The following is a 25888-nucleotide window of genomic DNA, read 5'->3' as shown; positions in this document are numbered from 1 at the left end:
AGGTTGTTAAGTCGAAAAATTGTTACGCACTATAGCAGATGAAGCTTTATTTGCTAAGGGGCTAAGCAGATTAGTTGGTTAATTTTAGTGCCTTTTTATATTTTAAAATATTTAAATAATAATTGTTTAGTCATTTTTATTGGCATAACAGGATTAGGCAATCAAATATTGAGTAAGTTCGAGCATGGTTTTACGATAAACGTTTTAAATGTCACATATCAGTGCGTTGCAATTGCAGGAACTGCACCAAGGTGGTGCGATAAAGTTGGATTGAATTGATTTTTTTATATTAAGTTGTTGTTATTTAAAGGTTATATTTTTTGGCACGTTAGTTGTTAATAAATACTCATAAACTAACGTTAATTACACCTTGAAGGAATATATGATGAAAATGTTAACCGCAATTATTAAACCATTTAAATTAGATGAAGTACGCGAAGCTGTAATGGGTATCGGCATCGCGGGTGTGACTGTTTCTGAAGTGAAAGGTTTTGGTCGTCAAAAAGGGCACACTGAATTATACCGTGGTGCTGAGTACCAAGTTGATTTTTTACCAAAAGTTAAATTAGAAATTGCGGTTAAAGACGATGATATTGAACGTTTAGTTGAAGCTATTATTAGCGCGGCTAATACAGGGAAAGTAGGTGATGGTAAAATCTTTATTCAGCCATTAGAGCAAGTTGTTCGTATTCGTACTGGCGAATTCGACGAAGAAGCACTTTAAACCAAATTTAATAAGTTAAGGATTACTATTATGGAAACAACAGTTACAGAACTACGATTTGCGCTGGATACCTTTTATTTTTTAATATCAGGTGTCCTTGTTATGTGGATGGCAGCCGGTTTTGCCATGTTAGAAGCAGGTTTAGTTCGTTCTAAAAATACCACTGAAATTTTAACTAAAAATATCGTGTTATATGCGATTGCTTGTACGATGTTCTTGTTAGTGGGTTACAACATTATGTATGTTGATAACAGCGCTGGCGGTTGGTTACCTTCTTTAGGTTCTTTAATTGGTACTCAAGCTGAAGGTGCAGACCATTCTTTAGAGTCTGATTTCTTTTTCCAAGTGGTATTCGTTGCAACTGCAATGTCTATCGTATCGGGTGCTGTTGCTGAGCGTATGAAGCTGTGGGCATTCTTAGTTTTCACAGTATTCTTAACGGGTTTTATTTACCCAATGGAAGGTTACTGGACTTGGGGCGGTGGTTTCTTAAGCGAAGCTGGTTTTAGTGATTTCGCAGGTTCTGGTATTGTTCACATGGCCGGTGCTGCAGCAGCATTAGCAGCGGTATTATTACTAGGTGCTCGTCGTGGTAAATACGGTAAAGATGGTAGTGTTCACCCAATTCCTGGTTCAAACATGCCACTTGCTACATTAGGTACATTTATCCTATGGATGGGGTGGTTTGGTTTTAACGGTGGTTCTCAATTACTTATCTCTGACGCAGAAAATGCATCAGCTGTAGGCCTTATCTTCCTTAACACTAACGCAGCAGCAGCAACAGGTGCAATCGCAGCATTGTTAGTGAGTAAATTCAAATGGGGTAAAGCAGATTTAACAATGATTCTGAATGGTGCATTAGCAGGTCTAGTTGCTATTACAGCTGACCCACTATCTCCATCACCATTATTTGCTGCCGTTATTGGTGCAGTTGCTGGTGTGATTGTTGTTTACAGCATCATTACTTTTGATAAATTAAAAATTGATGATCCAGTAGGTGCTTTATCTGTACACGGTGTGTGTGGTCTGTTTGGTCTATTAGTAGTTCCAATGTCAAATGACGGTGCTTCAGTAATCACTCAGTTATACGGTGCGGCAGTTATCTTCGGATTTGTATTTGCAGCGTCTTGGATTGTTTGGTCTATCATCAAAGTAACAATGGGTATCCGTGTTACTGCTGAAGAAGAAGATGCAGGTATGGATTTACACGACTGTGGTGTTGAAGCTTACCCTGAATTTAAAGATTAATTAGAGCTTACTCTTCGTACTCGAACAGTACGAAGAAATTGTTAAGCTAATATAAATCCCCATCTTATTAATTAAGATGGGGATTTTTTTATATGAAATTTTTATGAATCAATCTAAACTAAGCCTATTAAGTACGTGTTTTTTGCTTTTACTTTTATTTTAATTAAGGAATGATTATGTCTAAAAAGCTTCATTTATTAAGCCTTACTGCGATTGTATTATTGAGTGCATGTTCTAACAGCGAACCTACGCAAGAAACGGTTGTGGGTGAGATTCCAAGTTGGATATTAAACCCTCAAGTTGAAGACGGTATCGCAGTTTCTGAATGTGTTTTATGGTCTGGTAATATGTCTATTGATAAGCAGCAAGCGATTGCTAATGCACGTACATCATTGGCACAACGTATCGAAACGCGTGTCAGTGCAATGGATAAAACCTACCGTGATAAAATAGAAGTAGCTGCAGGTGCTGAGTCTGGTTCTACTTTCTCTAGTGTTTCAAAACAAATTACGCAACAGACATTAATAGGTACTAACCCACTTAAAACAGACATCGTTAAAATTGCAGATAAAAATAACTTATGCGTTTTAGTTGGAGTGGGTCAAGAATCAACTAAAGCTATTTTTGATGGATTAGTTAAAGCTTCTGAGCGTCCTTTGAATTCAGGGCAAGAAGATTTGTTATATCAAGAATTTAAAGCGCAACGTGCAGATCTTCAACTCGATAAAGAATTAGAAAAACTTAACGCAGAATAAATATTACATACAGACATTGTATTTTGAAAAAGGCATTAACAGTTGTTAATGCCTTTTTTTTATTGTTTTTTTTAAGATAAGATGCACTTACCTATTTGGAGGTGTTTATTGTGGTGTGTTGATCAATGCTCTTGCAAGCCAAGTGGCATAGTTATTGCTATTTACTATTATCAGTGTCAAAAAGAGGCTAAATACAATGAATATCAATGCTGCATCAATGTTTCAAGAGTTACAAACACAAGGTCTAGAAGCAAAAGGCTTAAACAGTGAGTTAAGTACTAAAGCGATTAATCCTGCTCCTGCCGATTTTTCTGCCATGCTTAAACAAGCAATTGAAAATGTTAATGGTCTGCAACAAAACACCTCTGAATTACGTAACAGTTTTGAAATGGGGGATAAGAACGTTAGCTTGTCTGATGTCATGATCGCCTCTAACAAATCAGGCCTAGCCTTTGATGCGACAGTACAAGTTCGTAATAAAATGGTTGAAGCTTATAAAGAAGTAATGAGCATGCCGGTTTAACGGCAATTACTTTACATCTAATCGTTAAAAGGAAAGTCTGTGTCTGATACAGAAAATAATGCAAATTTATTGTTAGATAATAATGATAGTGTGCCAGTAGCCGCAGAGAAAGGGGCGATTTCATCGTTTTTCTCTAATGTGGACGTGTTGCGTCAAATCAGTATGATTATTGGCTTATTGATTGTATTAGCGATCGTTGTCATTATTTGGTCATGGGGTAAAGAAGCGGATTACCGTCCTTTAGGTACCTATCAAACAGACGAACTTATTACAACATTAGACTTTTTAGATCAACAAAAAATCCCTTATAAATTAGAAGGGAATAATGTGTCGGTCATGTCAGACCAATACCAAAAAGTTAAACTACTGATGACTCGCGCAGGGTTAGTGAATGATAATACTGAAAATGGCGATGATATCTTATTGCAAGATATGGGATTTGGTGTAAGCCAACGAGTTGAAAAAGAAAGATTAAAATTAAGTCGCGAGCGTCAATTAGCATTAGCGATTAAAGAAATGAAGAACGTGACTAATGCTCAAGTCTTATTAGCCATTCCTAAAGAAAGTGTGTTTGCACGTAAAGAGCGCCAAGCCAGTGCGACTGTGGTGGTGACGACAGTACGGTCTTACGCGTTATCTGCACAAGAAGTTGATTCTATTGTTGATTTAGTGGCTTCTGCGGTGCAAGGCTTATCACCAAATAGCGTAACAGTAACCGATCAACGTGGCCGTTTATTACATTCAGGGAGTAGCACAGGCAGTTCGGCACAAACGAGCAAAGAATTTAGCATGCAGCGTGAGCGCGAAGAAGAATATAAATCAAAAATAGATGCTATTTTAATTCCTGTATTAGGTATTGCAAACTATGCTTCTGAAGTTGATTTAGTGATGGACTTCACCGTTGTCGAAGAAACGAAAAAAACCTTTAACCCTTCTAACCAAGCCGTGCGCAGTGAAATGTTGATTGAAGATAAATCGTCATTATCGTCACTTTTTGGATCTGTCCCAGGTGCGTTGTCTAATCAACCTCCAGCAAATGGCGCTATTCCTGAAGAGTTAGAAGAAGCCAATGATAGTACTAATAATAGCAATGGTAGTTCTCGAACGGAGTCGACTCGAAACTACGAAGTTGATACCACTATCACACATACAAAACATAAAGTTGGAAAAGTAGAGCGTCTCGCCGTTTCTGTAGCGCTGGACTATATTAAGTCAGTCAATGATGCTGGCGAAGTGAGTTATTCACCAAGAAGTGTTGAAGAAGTAGAAAATATTAAACAATTATTATTAGGTGGGTTGGGCGTTAATGTCGAACGTGGCGATATTTTGGCGCTGGCTTCAGTTAGCTTTAATCGTCCTGAAATCGAAGCAGCCCCTGAAGAGGCTCTTTGGGAAACAGAAACATTTCAAGGTTATGTAAGGTTTGGTGGCAGCTTGTTTGTCATTATTTTGACCTTGTTATTAATTGTTCGTCCGATCATGAAAAAACTACTCTATCCAGAGGCAATTGAAAAAGCGGAAGATTACGAGTTAGGTGGTGCAATTGGGTCGGTAGGCAATGATAATTTACAGTTATTGTCAGATGAAAATAACGAAAGTCTTGATTTCGGCATGACTAACGGACAAATACAATTACCTGACTTACATAAAGATGAAGACTTATTAAAAGCAGTCAGAGCCTTAGTTTCAAACGAACCTGGGTTATCAGCACAAGTTATTAGAGAATGGTTGGTAGAAGATGAGTGAGAACGATAAAAAGAAAGAATCAACTAAAGTTGCTACCTTTGACGTCACAGAATTAAGTGGGGTAGAAAAGTCTGCGTTATTAATGTTGAGTCTTACCCCTGCGGATGCGGCACAAATATTTAGAAATTTAGAGCCTAAGCAAGTACAAAAGCTAGGGATGAAAATGGCTTCATTAGAAGATTCATCGCAAGCAAAGGTAAGCAGTGTTCACCGTGCTTTTATTGAAGATATTCAAAAATACAGTAACATTGGATTGGATAGTGAAAACTTTGTTCGTACTTCATTAATTGAAGCATTAGGCGAAGACAAAGCGGGTAATTTAGTTGATCAAATTATTCTGGGTAGTGGCTCTAGAGGTTTAGACTCTTTGAAATGGATGGATGCCCGTCAGGTTGCTAGTATTATTCTTAATGAACACCCTCAGATTCAAACTATTGTTTTATCTTATTTAGATCCAGAACAATCTGCTGAAATTTTAACGCAATTCCCAGAAAAAGTACGTTTAGACTTGATGATGCGTATTGCTGACTTGGAAGAAGTGCAGCCAGCCGCATTACAAGAACTGAATGAGATTATGGAGAAACAGTTTGCTGGGCAAGCTGGCGCACAAGCTGCGAAAATGGGTGGCGCTAAAGCTGCTGCCAATATCATGAACTATTTAGATACTGCTATCGAAGGCCCTCTGATGGACTCTATACGTGAGTCAGATGAAGATATGAGTCAACAGATTCAAGATCTTATGTTTGTATTTGATAACCTCATCGATGTTGATGATCGCGGTATTCAAACATTGTTACGTGAAGTTCCACCAGAACAATTGCAATTAGCACTTAAAGGCGCTGACGAACTCCTTAAAAATAAAGTCTTGGCTAATATGTCGAAACGAGCGGCAGAAATGTTAGCTGATGATATTGAAGCCATGGGGCCCATTAGAATTAGCGAAGTAGAAAGTGCGCAAAAAGAAATTCTTGGTATTGCACGTCGTTTATCTGATGCTGGAGAGTTAATGCTAGGTGGCGGTGGTGGTGATGAGTTCCTATAGCCTTCGTTTTAATTAACGTTTAATCCCTATTTTTAAGCATCACTTTTAGTGAAATTAAGGTACATGAATGGTTGCTGATACAGATAATGATTTTCAAGAATGGATATTACCTAATTTTGAAAACGATGATGCTTTAGAGCAAGGTGAAGTTGATTTATTTGGCCGACCTGCTAGTTGGTATCAAAATGAAGAACCAGAAAACATAGAATCGAAAGATGAGGCTCCAAAACCATTAACCTTAGAAGATATTGAATCAATTCGAGCATCTGCTTACGAAGATGGTTTTAATGAAGGCAAAGAAGCGGGTTTTACTGAAGGAATAGAGGAAGGAAAATTACAAGGGTTAAATGAAGGCCATGAACAAGGCTTAGCTCAAGGTTTAGAGCAAGGTTTAATGGAAGGTAAGGTGAAGGTCGAGGGGCAAACCTTGCATTGGGAACAACTTGTTTCTCGATTACATGCTCCACTAGAAAAGTTGGATGATACTGTTGAGTTCCAATTAATTAAACTGGCGACTAACCTTGCAGAGCAAATGGCACGATGTGAAGTCACTGTTAACCCTCAAATTATTTTACAAGCCTTAAAACAAGGTGTTGAGGCATTACCTGTTAATGAGCAGAGTATTGTTATCTCACTTAACCCAGAAGATCTCATTTTTGTGCAAGATGCTTTTTCAGAAGAAGAATGTAAAAAAAGAGGTTGGGATCTACGCGCTGAACCGACTTTGTTGCGTGGCGATTGCCAGATACATACACAAACTTCCAGTATCGATTACGCTTTTTCAATCCGTATTGAACAAGTTTTAAAAAACTTCCTTAAAGAAAATTATCAAAATACACCTGAAGTCAGTAACAACGGTGATATTAGTAATGATCAGCCATTAGATTATGAAATGAAAACCGAAGAGGAATTACAAACAATACTTGAGTCTGAAGCTGAACAAACCATAAGTGATAGCGATATCAGTGAGGCTGAACATTCAGAGGTCGAATTGAATACAACTGAAGTAGAAAGTATGACAGGTAATACCGAGACCGCTTCTTCAGAAGCAAGTGTTTCAGACTCTGCTGAATTAAATCAATCTAAAAACATTGCCGATACTAGCATTGATACAAAGTCTGAGACGGTAACCCCTTAGAATGAATAAACTATCGCAACGTATTGAACAATATCAAGTTGGAGAAGCGATTACTCATCCTGTTGTCGCCGGTAAATTAGTACGTGTGGTAGGGCTTACCTTAGAAGCCGTTGGCTGTCGTGCTGCGGTGGGAAGCATGTGTAAAGTAGAGACTAATGACGGTTATATTGATGCTGAAGTCGTTGGGTTTTCAAATGACCGGTTATTCCTTATGCCAAGTGAGCGCCTTACCGGTGTATTACCTGGCGCTAAAGTTATTCCTCAAACAACAGAAGTAGGTATTCCCGTTGGCATGGAGTTATTAGGTCGTGTCTTAGATGGCATGGGGAACCCTATTGATGGTAAAGGAGATATCAAAACAAACTCCATGAGTGGCTATAATAATATGCGTATCAATCCTCTTTCACGTAAAGCGATTAAGCAACCTCTTGATACTGGCATTAAAGCAATCAATGCCTTACTTACTGTTGGCCAAGGTCAACGTATGGGGCTTTTTGCTGGCTCCGGTGTTGGTAAAAGTGTTTTGTTGGGGATGATGACACGTGGCACTAATGCCGATGTGGTGGTGGTGGGCTTGATTGGTGAACGTGGCCGAGAAGTAAAAGAATTTATTGAGGAAATTCTAGGTGAAGAAGGGCGTTCTCGTGCTGTTGTTATTGCTGCCCCTGCTGATGCATCACCATTAATGCGTTTAAAGGGCTGTGAAACTTCATTAACGATTGCAGAGTACTTTCGAGATCAGGGCATGAATGTCTTGTTGTTAATGGATTCATTAACTCGTTTTGCACAAGCACAACGTGAAATAGCATTAGCCATTGGTGAACCGCCAGCAACAAAGGGATATCCGCCTTCTGTGTTTGCTAAATTACCGGCTTTAGTAGAACGAGCGGGTAATGGCAATGAAAACCAAGGGTCAATAAGTGCCTTCTTTACCGTATTAACAGAAGGGGACGATCTTCAAGATCCTATTGCTGATGCATCACGCGCCATTTTAGATGGCCATATTGTGTTATCACGACCGTTAGCCGATTCTGGCCACTTCCCTGCCATCGATGTGAGTAAATCAATTAGTCGTGTGATGCCAATGGTGACTTCAGATGAACACCAAACATTAGCGCGTGTCTTGAAACAGGCCTATTCTTTATATGAAGAAAATAAAGAGTTAATCACAATCGGGGCTTACTCTCGTGGTAGTGACCCTCGTATCGATAAAGCCATTCTGATTAAACCAAGGTTGGATCACTTCTTGCAACAAGGTATGAAAGACAGCATCAGTTACAACGATTGTTTGACACAGCTTGCTGTATTGACGCAGGAGTTTGTTAATAGTTAAAGGACTTAAACCATGGCCGCTAATGCATTACAGCTTGTTTATGAACAAAGAGAAAAGCAAGTTGAGCAAGCTCTACATACTTATCAACAAGCTCAAAAAGAATTGTTTGAGCAGCGTAGTCAACTACAAAACTTACATCAATATCGCCGTCAATATATAGCGCAGTTAAGTGAAAAAGGCTCGCAAGGGTTAACCATATCTACACTCGCTAAATACCAGCAATTTATTGTTCAAATAGATCAAGGCCTCTCCAATCAACAATCTACTTTAGTTAAATTCGAATACGCAGTGCGTAATACAAAACGTAAATGGACAGATAGCCAAATTGCGCATAAAGCGATGGGATTGTTATTAGAAAAAAAAGCACGTGAAAAAATAAAATTAGAAGATAAAAAAGAACAGCAGCTATTAGATGAGTTTGCCACTTTCCAGTTTTTTAGAAAGAAACAAGCAGAACAAGAGTTTAATTAATTTTTGGACTACAAATTGCTTATCTAACAGTGATTGTTGGCGTTTTATAAAAGCGGCAATAGCTTACTTATTAAACAAACATAAAAATCAGAGAGAATATTTTATGGTTCAGTCCTTATTATTAAATGGTTCAACAAGCTTAAAGAATAGCGAGTTGAAAGTGCGCAATGATATTGATATTGCACGCAAAAGTGAGGATACTTTAAAGCAAGTCGAATCTAAAAATAAACAGCAAAATTTTTCTGAAGTGTTAAAAGAAAATATTAATAACGACAGTCTTAATAAAGAAGGTCTGAATAAAGCAGAACTGAATAAAGAAAGTACTGATAAAGAAAAGGATGCGCCAATATCTGCGTCAGATGAGGCATTAATCAGTAAAGAGCAGCAAACTAAGTTAAGTCAAAATGTAAATGACGCCAAGGATGAAAGCTCACAAAATTTATTAAGCGAAAGTCTAGGGGAGTTCCCAAATGATGATCGACAATACTCTCTTAGTAAACAGGGCAAAGAAACTGAAAATCTTGATCGTCGTATCGACTCAGATGTTGAAATTGATGTGCTTACTGCTGAAAATGAAATCGATTATAAAGTTAAAAGCGAAGCTCAAGTAACAACTGTAGAAAAAGCTGATTCTAAAAGTATTAATGGTGATATTAATTATTTTACTCGAGTTGATGATATTGAGTTCAATAATGTCGATATCGTTAATGGGGATAATCAACAACTACAAGACTCAAGTTCACAGCAAACACAATTATTATCAAGTATCCAAGCTGCCCAGCAAGTTAATACGAATATAAACAATACAAACGCTTCGGTAGAAGAAGCTTCAGTAATAAGCACTGAAGCAATAAAAAGCGATCTAATAAACAATCATTCATTAAATACTAAGGCAATTGCAGTTGAGCAATCTTCTGATACCGATAAAAAGAATAAAAGTGATTTATTAGCAGAAACTGACTTAATAAGTACTGAAGCAATAAAAGGCGATCTAATAAACAATAATGCAATAAATGCTAAAGCAATCGAAGTTGAGCAATCTTCTGATATCGATAAAAAGAATAAAAGTGATTTATTAGCAGAAACTGACTTAATAAGGACTGAAGCAATAAAAGGCGATCTAATAAACAATAATGCGATAAATGCTAAAGCAATCGAAGTTGAGCAATCTTCTTATGTAGATAAAAAGAATAAAAGTAATTTATTAGCAGAAACTGATTTAATAAGTACTGAAGCAATAAAAAGCGAACTAATAAACAATAATGCAATAAATACTAAAGCAATCGAAATTGAGCAATCTTCTGATGTAGATAAAAAGAATAAAAGTGACTTACTAGAGGAAGCTTCAGTAATAAGTACTGGAGTAATAAATAACGATCTAATAAACAACAGTACAATTAATACTAAAGCAATCGAAGCTGAGGCGTCTTCTGGTACAAGTGAAAATAATAAAATTGATTTATTAACTTCTACAGAAAAAGTAAGCCAAGCATTAACAGGTAAAGTTACCACTGATAACAGTGTCAACAACCAGGCTGAAAATATAAGTGATGAAGCTGAGGCGACACTGGCAGGTTCAAGTGATGAGAATAATCTACCGCTGTTAAAAACTGATAAAAATGATAGCGCGTTGAATCCAGTAAAAACTGAAGCACCGATGACTTCGTCTGTTGCTGATGTTAATGGTGCAAAACCGATTCAAACTAACCTAATACAGACAGATAAATTAGTTGCTGTAAATCAACAAACTCAAGCGAATAATAATTTATTAGAGGCGCCTTTAGATATTCAATCAAAACAAGCGGCATCAGCTATCGGTGAACGAGTCATGATGATGATTTCACAAAGTAAACAAGAGGTCCAAATTAGATTGGACCCCGCTGAATTAGGATCGATTTTTATTAAAGCGCATGTTCACCAAGATCAAGTTCAACTTAATATTCAAACTCAGGCAGGCTTAAGTAAAGAGATTATTGAACAAAATATGCCTCGTTTACGTGAGCAATTAGCCCAACAAGGTCTTCAACTGGGAGAAGCTAATGTTGAACAGCAGCCCCAACAATCTCAGCAACAAAACCAACAAAGTGGTCATGGCCAAATGCAAACAATGGCAGCAAAGCTAAGTCAGAATACTGAGGTAACCGAAGACAATCAAAATGCGATATGGATGCCTTCTAAAATAGCCTCTAAAGAGCAAGGAATTGATTATTATGCATAAAACGTTAATAGTTACTGGTTAACAGCAAAATAATAATTAAAATCAGTGTATTATTCGCATAAATACGCAGTATGCTCATCATAAAGTAATGTAGGAGGTAAATTGAAATGCCTGAAGAAAATGAATCACTAGATGGAACTAATCCTAAACCAGCAGGAAAAAAGAAGCTGATCATTATTATCGCGGCTGCCGTGCTTACTCTTTCAATTATTGGTGCTGCTGTCTTTTTTGTTTTTTTTAGCGGAGACCCTGCAAATGAAAATACTGCGCAAATGAGCGAAGAGGCTATTGCTGAAACTCCGAAAGTGTCAGCTAATTATGTGCCTATGCCAAGACCTTTAGTTTTTAATGTATTAGAAGGTAATCGAGATAGAACAGCGCAAATTAAAGTGCAATTGATGGTTGTGGATAAAGCGAGCGAAACATTGGTTAGAAAACATATTCCTTTATTAGAAAGTACATTAGTGAGTGTTTTTGGCGAAGCTTCAGCAGAGCAATTACGCAGCCCACAAGGTAAAAATGAATTACGAGAAACGGCTCTTGAAGCACTTAATAAAGCAACCACAATGGTTGAAAATCGTGCACTTATCCATACGGTATTATTTACCGGTTTTGTTTTACAGTAATCGATAAGGGTTAAGCATGGATTTATTATCTCAAGAGGAAATTGACGCGCTATTGCATGGTGTTGATGACGTTGATGAAGATATGATTGAAAATAATGAAATGAGCTCGGGTGATTCCCACGCACATTTCGACTTTTCATCTCAAGACCGTATTGTACGTGGACGTATGCCAACATTAGAGTTGGTTAATGAACGTTTTGCTCGGCATTTACGGATCAGTTTATTTAATATGCTACGCCATACCGCAGAGGTGTCTATTAATGGTGTGCAAATGCTTAAATTTGGAGAGTACGTTCACACCTTATTCGTTCCAACTAGTCTGAATATGGTACGTTTTCGTCCATTAAAAGGCACGGCGCTAATTACCATGGAAGCGCGATTAGTGTTTATTCTTGTTGAAAATTTCTTTGGTGGTGATGGCCGTTATCATGCCAAGATTGAAGGACGCGAGTTTACGCCAACAGAGCGTCGTATTATTCAAATGTTATTAAAAATAGTATTTGAAGATTATCATAATGCCTGGGCGCCAGTCATGGATGCTGAATTCGAATATTTAGATTCTGAAGTGAATCCTGCAATGGCTAACATCGTGAGTCCAACAGAAGTAATTGTGGTTAATTCTTTTCATATTGAATTGGACGGTGGTGGTGGTGATTTCCATATCGCCATGCCGTATTCAATGTTGGAGCCGATTCGAGAATTATTAGACGCAGGTGTACAAAGCGACAAGGAAGATACGGATCAACGTTGGTCACAAGCGCTTGAAGACGAAATAATGGATGTTGAAGTTGAAATTGAAGCTCGCCTAGTTGAAAAGCAAATGAAACTACGAGAAATGATGGACTTTAAAGCGGGTGATATTATTCCTATTGATTTACCGGATAGCTTATTGGTTTCCGTAGAAGGACTGCCTTCTTTTAGGGCTACGCTAGGTAAAACCAGTGATAATTACGCATTAAAAATAACTGAAAAGATTAAACGTCCTGAAATGCAAAAAACACAAATTCATTTAGAAGATTTAAAAGAAACAACTAAGTAGCTACACATTATTAAATGACTGGTTATTGAAATGACTAGTTATCTAAATTATTAGCTACCCCAATAGATAGGAATTAAAGTATGAGCACAGAGCAAGATATGGCAGATGATTGGGCGGCAGCATTAGAAGAGTCTGGTGATGCAGATTCAGGTGCTAAAACGATTGATCTTGATGAGTTAAAAGATACTGCAAAACCAATGAGTGAAGAAGAGTTAGCGCGTTTAGATAGCATATTGGATATCCCCGTGACTATCTCGATGGAAGTCGGTCGCAGCAAAATTAATATTCGTAATTTATTGCAGCTTAACCAAGGCTCTGTAGTGGAATTAGAGCGCATTGCTGGTGAGCCGTTAGATGTGTTAGTCAATGGGACTCTTATTGCCCATGGTGAAGTCGTCGTTGTAAACGATAAGTTTGGTATTCGTTTAACTGACGTTATCAGTCAAACTGAACGTATCAAAAAATTAAAATGAGTCGAATAATTCCTACATTCATAAAAGTGATTCTATTAGGTTTACTGAGTTTACCTGCTATGGCATTTGAAGAAACAAGTGAACGTCCTGAGTTAGCAATAGGGACGATGCTTGGTTCTTTAATATTAGTACTTGCTTGTATTTTCTTATTTGCGTTTTTAATGAAAAAAAGCAACTTATTGCGCCATGGAAACAATAAAAATCCCATCAAAATTATTGCAACGCAACCATTAACTAACAAAAGTCGTGTTCAAATTGTTGAAGTACATGGTAAGCAGTATTTATTAGGCGTAAGTGAGCAGTCTGTTAATTTATTAGACCAACTAGAAACACCTCTCATGGATAAAGAAGCAGAGGTTGATGTTCAAAGTACACCGTCATTAGCAGCGGCTTTTGCGACTGTATTATCTAAAGCAGGGAAGAAAAAAAATGAATAAACTGCTCATCTTGTTATGTACTGGCTTATTCCTGTTTGCCTCTAATGCAATTGCAGAACCAGGCGCTTTATCCGCCGTGACGGTAACAACGAGTGCTTCTGGCGATCAAGAATACAGTGTGACTTTGCAAGTCCTTGCATTCATGACCGCTCTGAGTTTCTTGCCTGCTATGTTAATTTTAATGACCTCTTTCACACGTATCGTGATTGTTATGTCAATTTTACGACAGGCGCTTGGTTTACAAAGCTCTCCTTCAAATCAAGTCATTAATGGCATTGCTTTATTTCTTACTTTTTTTATTATGGCGCCCGTTTTTGACCGTATTAACGAAACTGCATTACAACCTTATCTAAATGAAGAAATGACCATTGTTCAAGCGCTTGAGCAAGGTAAAAAGCCGATGATGAAATTTATGTTGTCGCAAACGCGTCTAAAAGATTTAGAAACCTTTATGGAAATTGCCAATATTCAAGTTGATACGCCAGAAGAAGTGCCTATTACAGTACTTATACCTGCTTTTGTCACCAGTGAATTAAAAACAGCCTTTCAAATTGGTTTTATGTTATTTATTCCTTTTTTGATTATCGACCTAGTTGTTGCGAGTATTTTAATGGCGATGGGGATGATGATGTTATCGCCAATGATTATTTCATTACCTTTTAAATTAATGCTATTTGTATTAGTTGATGGTTGGAATTTAGTGATGGGTAGTTTAGCTAATAGCTTCGGATTATAAGGGTACTTATGGAACCGGAAGTTTTTGTAAATATTTTCAGACAAGCTTTATGGCTGGTGATGATTTTAGTCTCAGCGGTCATTGTCCCGAGTTTATTAATTGGGTTAGTTGTTGCTGTCTTCCAAGCTGCAACCTCTATTAATGAACAAACATTAAGTTTTTTACCGCGTTTAATCATGACCTTATTTGCATTAGCCTTTGGAGCTCATTGGGGATTTGGTAAGTTAATGGAGTTTTTTATAGCCATGATTAATCAAATCCCACAAGTGGTGGGGTGATGGTTTTTTCGGCTGATCTGATATTAGACTTTCTGGCCAGTTACTTATGGGCATTCAGCCGTATTGCCGCGATGTTAATGGTCATGGTTGCGATTGGTTCTAATACGGTACCTACTCGGATCCGTTTGTTTTATGCGTTAAGTGTTACCCTTCTCGCTTTACCTTCATTACCGCCAGCCCCTGATAATATAGAACTGTTCTCACTCGGTAGTTTTGTCGTGGTGATGCAACAAATATTGATTGGTGTTGCGATTGGTACTATTTCAGTTTTTGTAGTGCAAACATTTGTCATCGCAGGGCAAATTATTGCCATGCAAACCAGTTTAGGTTTTGCTTCTATGGCAGATCCTATGAGTGGCCAAACATCTCCCGTTGTTGGGCAATTCTATGTGTTGTTGGTTACTTTATTATTTTTAGGTGTAGACGGGCACTTATTAATGATTGAAATGATCATTAATAGTTTTGAAACGTTACCCATTTCCGAAAGTGGTTTACTCGCTTTAGACTATTATAAAGTCGCTGGTTGGTTTGCAATTATGTTCCATGCTGCACTCGCTTTTTCTATTGCCTCTATGGTGGCGATGTTATTGGTTAATTTGTCTTTTGGGATAATGACCAAAGCCGCTCCTCAATTAAATATTTTTAGTTTAGGGTTTTCGATTAGCATGGTATTTGGTTTATTTGTTCTCTGGATTACGTTATTAAATGTGCCATTCCATTTTGAAAATCAATGGATCAAAGGGATTACCAGTATGTGCGAAGTGCTTAATAATCCTTGTGTAAAACCCTAATGGCTCTTCTTTTTGCTCACTCGGCATTAAAAGGCTAATCGATGGCTGAAAATGAGAACGGTACTGATAAGTCCGAGGAAGCCACACCCGACAAAATCCGTAAATCCAAGGATAAGGGACAGGTTGCTCGATCTAAAGAATTAGCAACTGCGTCAGTTTTAATTGCCGCCGCACTGTCTATTTTTATGTTTGGTGACCGCCTTGCTTACGAACTATCAATCATGATGAAACGTGCTTTTACTTTTGAGCGTGCTGATATTTATGCGCCTGAACAAATGTGGCATGCGTTAGTTGATGGCTTTAGTGGTTTGGGCATGCCCATGTTTATGATTTTACTGATGCTCTTCATTATTTCAATTTTAGGCAGCTCATTATTAGGAGGAATGATTTTTAGTACGAAAGCAATGATGCCTAAGTTTAGTCGTATGAGCCCTAAAGCGGGTTTTAAACGCATGTTTGGTATGCAAGCTTGGGTTGAGTTAATAAAATCTATTTTAAAAGTAGCTGTGGTTATTTGTGGTGCTTGGGCTATTTTAGCCGCGACGTTCGAGCATATATTACACCTGTCAGTAAGTCAGCTACCGGGTAGTGCATTTGAAGCCTTAGATATGCTGAGTTGGATGTTTCTTTTATTGTGTTTGTCGTTATTAATTATTGTGGCAGTGGATGTCCCTTATCAAATTCATAAGCACAGTGATGAGTTGAAAATGACCAAACAAGAAGTGAAAGATGAGTATCGTAATTCTGAAGGTAAACCTGAAGTTAAACAACGTATCCGTCAATTACAATATGAAATGTCGCAACGAACGATGATGCAAGATGTGCCTGATGCGGATGTTATTGTGACTAATCCAACTCATTATTCAGTCGCATTAAAATATGATAAAGAAGGCGATAGACCTCCTTATGTTGTTGCTAAAGGTGTCGATTTTATGGCGCTCAAGATTCGAGAAGTGGGGCGTGAGAATGAAATTCCTGTGATGCAGTCTCCACAACTATGCCGTGCTGTTTACCATACAACGGAAATAGGTGAAGATATTCCCGAAGAGTTGTTTATCGCCATTGCAAAAATATTAGCTTATATCTATCAATTAGAGCAGTTTAGAAAAGGTAAATCGGGCCGTCCTAAAACATTACCAACAGAGATCCCTATACCTGATGGTTTTATTTACCCTAACTAATATGTTTGATTAATAAGCATTAATTGAATATAGATGAGATGTATTGAGGGATAACCCTATTTTTTACTGTTATTTCTAAAATATTACTTTGTAGTTAGTAATTCGATGTAATTATCTTTATATTAATAAGCTAAACTGATTAGATTGAATAGCGATTAAAAATCCAGGGTTGAAGTAGATAAAATAAAAGCATCGCTAGATAACATGTAAACATCATCACATTCATTTTTAGGTGGCACTATCAATAGTATTTTAACATCCCTATGGTCTAAACGTTCCGTTGTACTCGGTGGATTAGGCACGCCAATAATTGTGTTAGCTGCGTTGGGTATGGTTATTTTACCTATGCCGACACTGTTACTCGATATTTTATTTACGTTTAATATTGCACTCGCATTAGTTGTACTCTTAGTGTCTATTTATACAAAGCGCCCATTAGATTTTGCCGCTTTCCCGACCGTTCTTTTAATTGCAACACTGTTACGTCTCGCCTTAAATGTTGCATCAACTCGAGTAGTATTGTTAGAAGGGCATGAAGGTGGAGATGCAGCGGGTAACGTTATCGAAGCATTTGGTTCGGTGGTTATTGGTGGTAACTTAGCCGTTGGTTTGATTGTTTTCATCATTTTAATGATCATTAACTTTGTGGTCGTTACAAAAGGTGCTGGACGTATCTCTGAAGTAAGTGCACGTTTTACCTTGGATGCAATGCCGGGTAAACAAATGGCTATTGATGCAGATTTGAACGCAGGCTTAATCAATCAAGAAGAAGCGCGTTTACGTCGACAAGAAGTGACCATGGAAGCTGATTTTTACGGATCGATGGATGGTGCGAGTAAGTTTGTTAAAGGTGATGCTATTGCTGGGATCATGATCCTATTCATTAATATCATTGGTGGTTTTATTATTGGAATGGTGCAGTACGATTTACCTTTGTCACAAGCTGCTGAAATCTACACCTTGCTAACGATTGGTGATGGGTTAGTTGCACAAATACCTTCCTTACTACTATCTATTGCTGCGGCAATTACTGTTACGCGTGAAAATACCGAAGCTGATATGGGTAACCGTATGCTGGGGCAAATGTTTGATGACCCTAAAGCATTAATGATCACCGCAGGTATTTTATTAGTGATGGGTATCGTACCAGGCATGCCACACCTTGCCTTTTTAACGTTAGGTGGTATTGCTGCTGGTGGTGCATATTGGCAGTTAAAACGTATCAAAACCAAAGAAGAAACAGCATTAGCGATTAAAAATAATGGTGGGGCAATAAATGATGGGCCTGCTGAAGTTAAAGAGTTAGGTTGGGACGATGTTCGTAGTGTTGACACTATCGGTTTAGAAGTGGGTTATCGACTCATTCCTTTGGTCGATAAAGCACAGGGTGGGCAATTATTGGATCGCATTAAAGGGGTACGTAAAAAACTATCTCAACAAATGGGGTTTTTAATTCCACCTGTTCATATTCGCGATAACTTAGACCTGGCACCGAATAACTATTCAATTTCTTTGATGGGCGTTACTTGCGGCCATGCTGATATTTATCATGATAAAGATATGGCGATCAATCCTGGGCAAGTTTTTGGCCCTATTGATGGCGTAACAGGTATCGATCCTGCGTTTGGCCTAGAAGCGGTATGGATTGAAGAAGCGCAACGGGAACAAGCGCAAGCATTAGGTTATACAGTTGTTGATACCGCAACAGTGGTTGCAACACATCTTAGTCAAATTCTTAGTAACCATGCCGCGCAATTATTAGGGCATGAAGAAGCTCAAAACTTATTAGATATGCTCGCTAAAAAACACCCTAAATTGGTCGAAGGTTTAATACCTGAAGTGCTGTCATTGAGTACGGTGGTGAAAGTATTACAAAGCTTATTGAATGAAAACGTAGCGATTAGAGATATCCGTTCAATTGTTCAGACGTTAGTCGATTATGGGCCGCGTAGTCAGGATGCCGAAGTTTTGACAGCAGCATGTCGAATTTCATTAAAACGCATGATAGTTCAAGAAATTGTTGGCAACGAGCCTGAGATCCCTGTTATTACACTATCCTCAGAATTGGAACAGATATTGCACAAGTCTATACAGGCTGGTGGAGCAGATGGCGCAGGTATCGAACCCGGATTAGCAGAGCGTATTCAGAATTCATTAATTGAAGCGTCACAACAGCAAGAATTGTTAGGTCAACCAGCAGTATTATTAACATCTGGTGTATTACGCGGTACCTTAGCTCGATTTGTTAAAAACACAATACCGAGTTTACACATACTGTCTTATCAAGAAATACCTGATGATAAACAGATTAAAATCATTAGCTCAATTGGGCAATAACGGTTGTAATGAATGAAAATTAAGCGATTTTTTGCAAAAGATATGCGTACAGCAATGGTTGAAGTTAAAGAGGTCTTAGGGCCTGATGCTGTGATCATGTCTAATAAAAAAGTAGTGGGTGGCATTGAAATTGTCGCGGCAGTTGATTACCAATCACAATCTACTGCAGACTCAAAATCAGATAAATTAGATGCACTCTCTCAACTCAAGGAAGATAGCGTTCAGTTGTCTTCAAAAAGTACTGAAAAAACACCAAAAATAAAGTTACCTAATAGTATTCGCAGTAATCGTAAAGAAAGTGGTGAAGACTTTGCTAAGTCATTAAATTCATTTTTTGGTAAAGTGAATGCACATCAAAATAAAAAATCTGCTTTAAAAAAGCGCGAAGAACTGCCTGCTTTTTCATTTAAAGAGGAAGCTGAAAAAGGGCCAAAGCCTTTTGCTTCTTCACAGCCTGCGACCTTAGCTGAACAACAAAGTTGGAATCATAGTCCTGATCGCCGCACTTCAACATTAAAAAATGCTTCGCAAGCAAATCGTAGTAGTGAAAATAAAGATATTGCTAAAATTAGTGAGGAAGTTGCCTCTTTACGTAAATTGTTAGAGCATCAAGTATCAGGTTTAATGTGGCAAGAAATGGAGCGTAAAGAACCCGTTAGAGCAATGATCATTAAATGGTTAAACAATGCTGGATTTTCCGATGAAATCGCTGATAATTTAGCAAGTTATGTTCCTGAAGATGCATCATCAAGTGAAGTGCAGCAGTACATACAAGCGTTATTACAAGACAAAATATCCATTGGTAAAAATGAAATACTCTTAAAAGGTGGTGCGATTGCTTTATTAGGCCCAACGGGTGTAGGAAAAACCACCACCATTGCCAAGCTGGCCGCTCAATTCGCTATTAAATATGGTCCAGAACAAGTCGCGTTAATTACCACTGACACTTATCGTATTGGTGCTCATGAACAATTAGCCACTTATGGAAAAATAATGGGATGTGCAGTACGTGTCGCTAAAGATGCTGATGAATTGTCACAAATCTTATATCAATTTAGAGAAAAACGATTAGTCTTAATTGATACCGCAGGAATGGGACAACGAGATGTTCGCCTTTCTGAGCAACTAGAAACCTTAATGAGTAGTAGCGGTGTTCATATTAGAAGTTATTTAGTGGTTCCCTCGACTGCACAACGCCGAGTCGTTGAGGAAGCATTACAGCACTTTAAACGGATTCCATTATCAGGTTGTATTTTAACTAAAATCGATGAAAGCATCGGTTTAGGTGAAGTATTAAGTGTGACAATGAAGCATGCATTACCAATCAGTTATATTACTACAGGACAGCGTGTCCCTGAAGATATTGAAATTGCTAAAGTAGAAAATTTAATCAGTAGTACTTTAGCAATGATGGATAACCAAGAACAACAAGACAAACATCAATGGTATAGCAGTACTGACGATTAATATCGATGTTATAATACACACCATATTAGTTTAATTAATTTAAAAAATGAGTAAGTAAGATGATGGCAGATCAAGCAAGCGGTTTAAGAAAAATGACCAATCACCAAGTGAAAGTAATTGCGGTTACTGGTGGTAAAGGTGGTGTCGGTAAAACTAATGTTACTCTTAATATGGCTGTATCACTTGCTAAAATGGGTAAGCGAGTGATGGTACTTGATGCCGATTTAGGCCTTGCTAATGTGGATGTGTTATTAGGTATTCGTGTTATTAAAAACTTATCACATGTTTTATCTGGTGAATGTACTTTAGATGAAGTTATTGTGCATGGCCCAGAAGGGGTGATGATTATACCTGCGACTTCAGGTACTCAATCAATGGTTGAGTTAACCGATGTTGAACATGCTGGTTTGATCCAAGCTTTTAGCTCATTACAAACTCCAATCGATATTCTACTCATTGACACCGCTGCTGGTATTTCCAACATGGTCGTGAGTTTTGCACAAGCAGCTCAAGATGTCTTAATGGTGGTCTGCGATGAACCAACATCAATTACCGATGCTTATGCATTAATTAAAATTCTTAGCAAACAAAACGGTGTTTATCGTTTCAAAATTGTAGCTAATATGGTGCGCAGTTTACGTGAAGGCCAAGATTTATTTACTAAATTAACGCGCGTGACAGATCGATTCTTAGATGTGTCTTTAGAGCTTGTCGCCTGTATTCCCTTTGATGGCAATGTTCGTCAAGCTGTGAGAAAACAAAAAACAGTGGTGGATGCATTTCCAAAAACACCCGCTTCACTGGCTTTTAAAGCATTAGCTAATCGCGCTTGTGATTGGCCTATTCCACATCAGCCAGGTGGCCATTTAGAGTTCTTTATTGAAAAACTATTGTTAAATGATGACGAAAGTATCAAAGAGCTTTTATAAGTGCTCATAACGCGAGGGTTTTTATAAGTGATTAAAGTGCAAGGATATCAAACAGATACATCAGACCTGATCACTCGCCATTTAGAGCTAGTACAAAAGATAGCTTATCATTTGTTGGCTCGATTACCGGCTAGCGTATTGGTAGATGATTTGGTGCAATCCGGCATGATTGGTTTATTGGAAGCTGCTCGTAACTTTGACGCCTCTAAAGGCGCTAGTTTTGAAACGTTTGCAGGCATTCGTATCCGCGGTGCCATGTTAGATGAAATGCGAAAAGGTGACTGGGTTCCTCGTTCAGTGCATAAAAATAGCCGTACGATTGCTAGTGCTATTGATGCCGTTGAAAAGCAAAGCGGCGAAGATGCAAAAGAAATTGATGTTGCTAATTATCTACAAATCTCACTGAGTGAGTATCAAAAAATGCTGCAAGACGTTAATTGCGGCAAACTCATCGCTTATGAAGACTTACCAAACCCTGATGATATGTTTGCTCAATCAAGTAAAACATTCGATAGTACTTTTGACCACGTTGCAGATAACCAGTTTACCCAACAACTCGCACAGTTAATTGAACAATTACCGCAGCGAGAGGCTTTGGTCCTATCACTTTATTACGATGAAGAGATGAATCTAAAAGAAATTGGACTCATTTTGGAAGTCAGTGAATCACGAGTTAGTCAAATTCTTAGTCAAGCAATACATAGACTGAAATCTAAAATTAATTCTGATAGAATATAACCAATAAGAGGTAATAGTTTGGGATAGCTCACACAATTGTAAATCGTTTACAGAATAACGTAAAAGATTAATGTGTTCTTGCAGTTTTTACCTATATATAACAGAGATATAAAATAGGCCTACTTTTGCCTTAAGGGAATGTTTTGAATAAAAATATGAAAATACTAATTGTTGATGACTTTTCAACAATGAGAAGAATAATTAAAAATTTATTAAGGGACTTAGGTTTCACTAATACATTAGAAGCAGATGATGGTCATACTGCTTTGCCAATGTTACAAAATGGTGATTTTGAGTTTGTAGTAACCGATTGGAATATGCCGATAATGGAAGGGATTGATCTGTTAAAAGAGATCCGTAAAGACCCTAAATTAAAGCATTTACCTGTATTAATGGTAACTGCCGAAGCAAAACGAGAGCAGATAATTGAAGCTGCTCAAGCTGGTGTTAACGGTTATATTATTAAACCTTTTACAGCGGGTACATTGAAAGAAAAGTTAGATAAGATATTTGAGCGTTTAGCTTAATTAATGGAGTAATGTATGGCTAATGAAGTTATGCCACATATCTCACTTTCTCAAGCTAAAGCGCTAGTTGCTCATTTAGAAGCAGAGCAAATTAATGAAGCTAATAAGATTGTAGAGAGTGTTGATTTTTCTGGATCAGTAGATCATCTTTTGTTTGGACAAGTTGGCGAATTAACGCGTGAATTACATGAAGCGTTATTAAGCTTTAATCATGATACACGTTTGATGGATCTCGCTGGTCATGACTTACCTGACGCTAAAAATCGTTTAAATTATGTTATCGAGATGACTGATAAAGCGGCTAATACCACCATGGATGCCGTTGATCATTGCTTACCTATTGCTGATAAGTTAATTCATGATCTAGATGAAGTCATGCCAAGCTGGGAAAGCTTGATGACACGTAATTTAGACGTCGGTGAATTTAAAGTATTGTGTCATTCCATTGATGAGTTTTTCACTTACTCTAAAGGCAGTACAGTAGAGTTACGCGACAAATTAACTGAAATATTAATGGCCCAAGAGTTCCAAGATATAACAGGGCAGATCATTAATAGAGTCATTGCACTAGTACAAGAGATTGAATCCAAACTCGTTGTGATATTGACCGTCTGCAGTAAACAAAGTGAATTAGATGCTTCAGTAGGACAAGAAAAAGAGAAAGAACAACCAAAAATGATTGTTGCGGAAGGACCAATTATAGATGCAGAGTCTCGTGTAGATGTAGTTAATGGACAAGATGAAGTGGATGATTTGCTTTCAAGCTTAGGATTTTAAAGGGAACCGGGAATGACATTTGAAATAGATGATGAAATCTTGCAGGACTTTTTAGTCGAAGCGGGAGAAATTTTAGAATTATTATCTGAGCAGCTTGTAGAGTTAGAAAATAACCCTAATGATTCCGAGTTATTAAATGCAATCTTTCGAGGCTTCCATACCGTGAAAGGCGGAGGAGGTTTTTTATCTCTAAATGAACTTGTCGAAACTTGCCACGGTGCAGAGAATGTCTTTGATGGTTTACGTCAAGGCGCACGTCTCGTCGACTCTGAATTAATGGATACTATTTTAGCTGCATTAGATATTATCAATGAGCAATTTTCAGCCGTTCAAAATGGTGAGCAAGGTGTAAAAGCACCGGATCATATTTTAGATGCATTACACCGCCTGAGTAAACCCGCTAGTATCGATGAGCCAGTTATTCAGGAAGCAGTTGTTCAAGAAGTTGCTCCTGAACCTGAGATTATTCAAACTTCTGAGCCTGTTGTAGAAGCCGCTAAAACGATTGATGACATTGATGCATTTGAATTTGACGCATTATTAGATGAGTTACATGCAAGTTCTGAATCATCTGCTAAATTTTCTACCACTGAAAACGTTGCAGCAGAAACAGATAGCGATGAAATTAGTGAAGATGAATTTGAGTCGTTATTAGATGACTTACATGGCGTTGGAAAACACTCTGTGCCAGTAACCGAAAAAACACCTGTTCCAGATAATACAGTGGCTAGTGACGAAATCAGTGAAGATGAATTTGAGTCGCTATTAGATGACTTACATGGCGTTGGAAAACATTCACTATCTGGCGCAACGACAACGCCTGTTGAGGATGTAGTTGAGACCGTTGCTAGTGATGACATTACCGATGATGAATTTGAAAGTTTACTAGATGATCTGCATGGTAAAGGTGCGCATAGTAGAGCTCCGTCTACAAATAAAAGTGCTTCAGATGATATTACCGATGACGAATTTGAGTCTTTATTAGATGAATTGCATGGTGTAGGAAAAATTACTCCAGAAGTAACTCAAGATAAAATACTGAATTCAAGTGCTTCTGCAAGTACTGCTAACGTTAATCATAATCAAACAGTTAAACCTCAAGCTGAGCCTATTAAACAACATGCTAATCCAGTAGCAAAAACAACGCCTGCGACCACCACAAAAAATCCACCTAATAAAGTGAATCAAGCCGAACAAACGGTCAGAGTTGATACGAGTACACTTGATGAGATCATGAATATGGTTGGTGAACTGGTATTGGTACGCAATCGTTTAGTCAGTTTAGAATCGACTTCAGACAATGAAGAAATTTCTCGTGCAGTTGCTAATTTAGCTATTGTAACAAGTGATTTACAAGGTTCTGTGATGAAGACTCGTATGCAGCCTATCAAGAAAGTATTTGGCAAGTTTCCGCGTGTTGTCAGGGATTTAGCTCGCCAACTTGGTAAAGATATTCGTTTAGAGTTAGTCGGCGAAGAAACAGATTTAGATAAAAACTTAGTGGAAGCATTAGCCGATCCATTAGTGCATTTAGTGCGTAACTCGGTAGATCATGGTATCGAAATGCCACAGATTCGAATGCAATCTGGGAAAGAAAAACAAGGCCGTGTTTTACTATCAGCAGCCCAAGAGGGAGACCATATTTTGTTAGTCATTGAAGATGATGGCGCAGGAATGGATGCTGATAAATTAAAACAAATAGCAATTAATAAAGGTATTTTAGATCAAGATGGGGCTGATCGCATGACTGATACTGAAGCCTACTCATTAATCTTTGCTCCGGGTTTTTCCACCAAGGTTGAAATTTCTGATATTTCAGGTCGTGGCGTTGGAATGGATGTTGTAAAAACCAGCATTACTAAATTAAATGGCACCATTTCGATTGATTCTGCGATTGGTAAAGGTACTCGATTAGAAATTAAAGTGCCGTTAACATTAGCTATTTTACCGACGTTGATGATTGTTGTTGCTAAGCAAACATTCGCATTACCGTTAACTAATGTAAACGAAATATTTCATTTTGATTTGGCTAAAACCAATATTGTTAATGGTCAATTAACCGTTGTTATTCGTGACCATGCTATTCCATTATTTTATTTAAGAGAATGGTTAGCACCTCATTCGCCTTTAACCGACAAAGGTAAAGGCAAAGGACATGTTGTTATTGTCCAACTTGGTACACAACAAGTAGGTTTTGTTGTTGATGGTCTACTCGGACAAGAAGAAGTGGTTATTAAAGCATTAGATAAATTGCTTTCTGGTACACCGGGAATGGCTGGCGCGACTATTACAAGTGATGGTGGTATTGCTTTAATTTTAGATTTACCAAGTTTATTAAAACACTACGCATAAAG

The 25888-nt window shown here is 37.8% G+C and carries 25 protein-coding genes; all 25 read left to right on the top strand.

What is annotated here, in order from left to right:
- Positions 1-385 precede the first annotated feature (385 nt).
- Entirely contained in the window at positions 386-724 is a 339-nt protein-coding gene (locus tag Q0794_RS07575) for a P-II family nitrogen regulator (RefSeq protein ID WP_137297517.1), read from the top strand.
- Positions 725-754: 30 nt separating this feature from the next.
- Positions 755-1972 carry an ammonium transporter gene (locus Q0794_RS07570; protein WP_298941129.1) on the top strand — a complete coding sequence of 406 codons (1218 nt, stop codon included), beginning with the start codon at positions 755-757 and terminating at the stop codon, positions 1970-1972.
- A gap of 176 nt (positions 1973-2148) precedes the next feature.
- A complete protein-coding gene (locus Q0794_RS07565) occupies positions 2149-2727 on the top strand; it encodes an LPP20 family lipoprotein (protein WP_298941128.1) in 579 nt (192 codons plus the stop codon).
- A gap of 196 nt (positions 2728-2923) precedes the next feature.
- The gene (fliE, locus tag Q0794_RS07560) at positions 2924-3250 is read left to right on the top strand and encodes a flagellar hook-basal body complex protein FliE (RefSeq protein WP_298941127.1); all 327 of its coding nucleotides are present in this window, start codon (positions 2924-2926) and stop codon (positions 3248-3250) included.
- Positions 3251-3289: 39 nt separating this feature from the next.
- Complete coding sequence (gene fliF, locus Q0794_RS07555; RefSeq protein ID WP_298941126.1) at positions 3290-4996, top strand: flagellar basal-body MS-ring/collar protein FliF; 1707 nt, start codon at positions 3290-3292, stop codon at positions 4994-4996.
- Positions 4989-6038, top strand: coding sequence for a flagellar motor switch protein FliG (fliG, locus tag Q0794_RS07550; RefSeq protein WP_298941125.1), 1050 nt, complete (start codon positions 4989-4991; stop codon positions 6036-6038). The genes fliF and fliG overlap by 8 nt, the downstream gene beginning before the upstream one ends.
- A gap of 67 nt (positions 6039-6105) precedes the next feature.
- Entirely contained in the window at positions 6106-7176 is a 1071-nt protein-coding gene (fliH, locus tag Q0794_RS07545) for a flagellar assembly protein FliH (RefSeq protein WP_298941124.1), read from the top strand.
- Position 7177: 1 nt separating this feature from the next.
- Positions 7178-8509, top strand: coding sequence for a flagellar protein export ATPase FliI (fliI, locus tag Q0794_RS07540; protein WP_298941123.1), 1332 nt, complete (start codon positions 7178-7180; stop codon positions 8507-8509).
- Positions 8510-8521: 12 nt separating this feature from the next.
- Positions 8522-8980: a flagellar export protein FliJ gene (fliJ, locus tag Q0794_RS07535; protein WP_298941122.1), complete on the top strand. Its 459-nt coding sequence runs from the start codon at positions 8522-8524 to the stop codon at positions 8978-8980.
- Positions 8981-9083: 103 nt separating this feature from the next.
- Positions 9084-11198 (top strand): flagellar hook-length control protein FliK, encoded by a 2115-nt coding sequence (locus tag Q0794_RS07530; RefSeq protein WP_298941121.1) that lies wholly within the window; start codon positions 9084-9086, stop codon positions 11196-11198.
- Between the two features lie 107 nt (positions 11199-11305).
- Positions 11306-11824 (top strand): flagellar basal body-associated FliL family protein, encoded by a 519-nt coding sequence (locus Q0794_RS07525; protein WP_298941120.1) that lies wholly within the window; start codon positions 11306-11308, stop codon positions 11822-11824.
- 16 nt (positions 11825-11840) lie between these two features.
- Positions 11841-12863: a flagellar motor switch protein FliM gene (gene fliM / locus Q0794_RS07520; protein ID WP_298941119.1), complete on the top strand. Its 1023-nt coding sequence runs from the start codon at positions 11841-11843 to the stop codon at positions 12861-12863.
- An 80-nt stretch (positions 12864-12943) separates the two neighbouring features.
- A complete protein-coding gene (gene fliN / locus Q0794_RS07515) occupies positions 12944-13336 on the top strand; it encodes a flagellar motor switch protein FliN (RefSeq protein WP_298941118.1) in 393 nt (130 codons plus the stop codon).
- The gene (gene fliO, locus Q0794_RS07510) at positions 13333-13773 is read left to right on the top strand and encodes a flagellar biosynthetic protein FliO (protein WP_298941117.1); all 441 of its coding nucleotides are present in this window, start codon (positions 13333-13335) and stop codon (positions 13771-13773) included. The genes fliN and fliO overlap by 4 nt, the downstream gene beginning before the upstream one ends.
- Entirely contained in the window at positions 13766-14509 is a 744-nt protein-coding gene (gene fliP / locus Q0794_RS07505; protein ID WP_298941116.1) for a flagellar type III secretion system pore protein FliP, read from the top strand. The genes fliO and fliP overlap by 8 nt, the downstream gene beginning before the upstream one ends.
- A gap of 8 nt (positions 14510-14517) precedes the next feature.
- Positions 14518-14787 (top strand): flagellar biosynthesis protein FliQ, encoded by a 270-nt coding sequence (gene fliQ / locus Q0794_RS07500; RefSeq protein WP_298941115.1) that lies wholly within the window; start codon positions 14518-14520, stop codon positions 14785-14787.
- The gene (gene fliR / locus Q0794_RS07495) at positions 14787-15578 is read left to right on the top strand and encodes a flagellar biosynthetic protein FliR (RefSeq protein WP_298941114.1); all 792 of its coding nucleotides are present in this window, start codon (positions 14787-14789) and stop codon (positions 15576-15578) included. The genes fliQ and fliR overlap by 1 nt, the downstream gene beginning before the upstream one ends.
- 41 nt (positions 15579-15619) lie before the next feature.
- Entirely contained in the window at positions 15620-16759 is a 1140-nt protein-coding gene (gene flhB / locus Q0794_RS07490; protein WP_298941113.1) for a flagellar biosynthesis protein FlhB, read from the top strand.
- Between the two features lie 240 nt (positions 16760-16999).
- The gene (gene flhA, locus Q0794_RS07485; protein ID WP_298941187.1) at positions 17000-19096 is read left to right on the top strand and encodes a flagellar biosynthesis protein FlhA; all 2097 of its coding nucleotides are present in this window, start codon (positions 17000-17002) and stop codon (positions 19094-19096) included.
- Between the two features lie 12 nt (positions 19097-19108).
- On the top strand, positions 19109-20563 hold the full coding sequence (gene flhF, locus Q0794_RS07480) for a flagellar biosynthesis protein FlhF (RefSeq protein ID WP_298941112.1): 1455 nt from the start codon (positions 19109-19111) through the stop codon (positions 20561-20563).
- A gap of 59 nt (positions 20564-20622) precedes the next feature.
- Positions 20623-21492, top strand: coding sequence for a MinD/ParA family protein (locus Q0794_RS07475; protein ID WP_025564982.1), 870 nt, complete (start codon positions 20623-20625; stop codon positions 21490-21492).
- A gap of 27 nt (positions 21493-21519) precedes the next feature.
- Positions 21520-22230, top strand: a complete 711-nt coding sequence (locus Q0794_RS07470; protein WP_298941111.1) for an RNA polymerase sigma factor FliA — start codon at positions 21520-21522, stop codon at positions 22228-22230.
- Positions 22231-22373: 143 nt separating this feature from the next.
- The gene (cheY, locus tag Q0794_RS07465) at positions 22374-22757 is read left to right on the top strand and encodes a chemotaxis response regulator CheY (RefSeq protein ID WP_025564980.1); all 384 of its coding nucleotides are present in this window, start codon (positions 22374-22376) and stop codon (positions 22755-22757) included.
- Positions 22758-22772: 15 nt separating this feature from the next.
- Positions 22773-23534, top strand: a complete 762-nt coding sequence (locus Q0794_RS07460) for a protein phosphatase CheZ (RefSeq protein WP_298941110.1) — start codon at positions 22773-22775, stop codon at positions 23532-23534.
- 12 nt (positions 23535-23546) lie between these two features.
- A complete protein-coding gene (locus Q0794_RS07455) occupies positions 23547-25886 on the top strand; it encodes a chemotaxis protein CheA (RefSeq protein ID WP_298941109.1) in 2340 nt (779 codons plus the stop codon).
- The last annotated feature ends 2 nt before the right edge of the window (positions 25887-25888 follow it).

The organism is uncultured Psychromonas sp., assembly GCF_947489755.1.
In the GTDB taxonomy this organism is placed as follows: Bacteria; Pseudomonadota; Gammaproteobacteria; order Enterobacterales; family Psychromonadaceae; genus Psychromonas.
The sequence above is the reverse complement of the archived record's forward strand: the minus strand, read 5'-3'. Positions and strand labels throughout refer to the sequence as shown.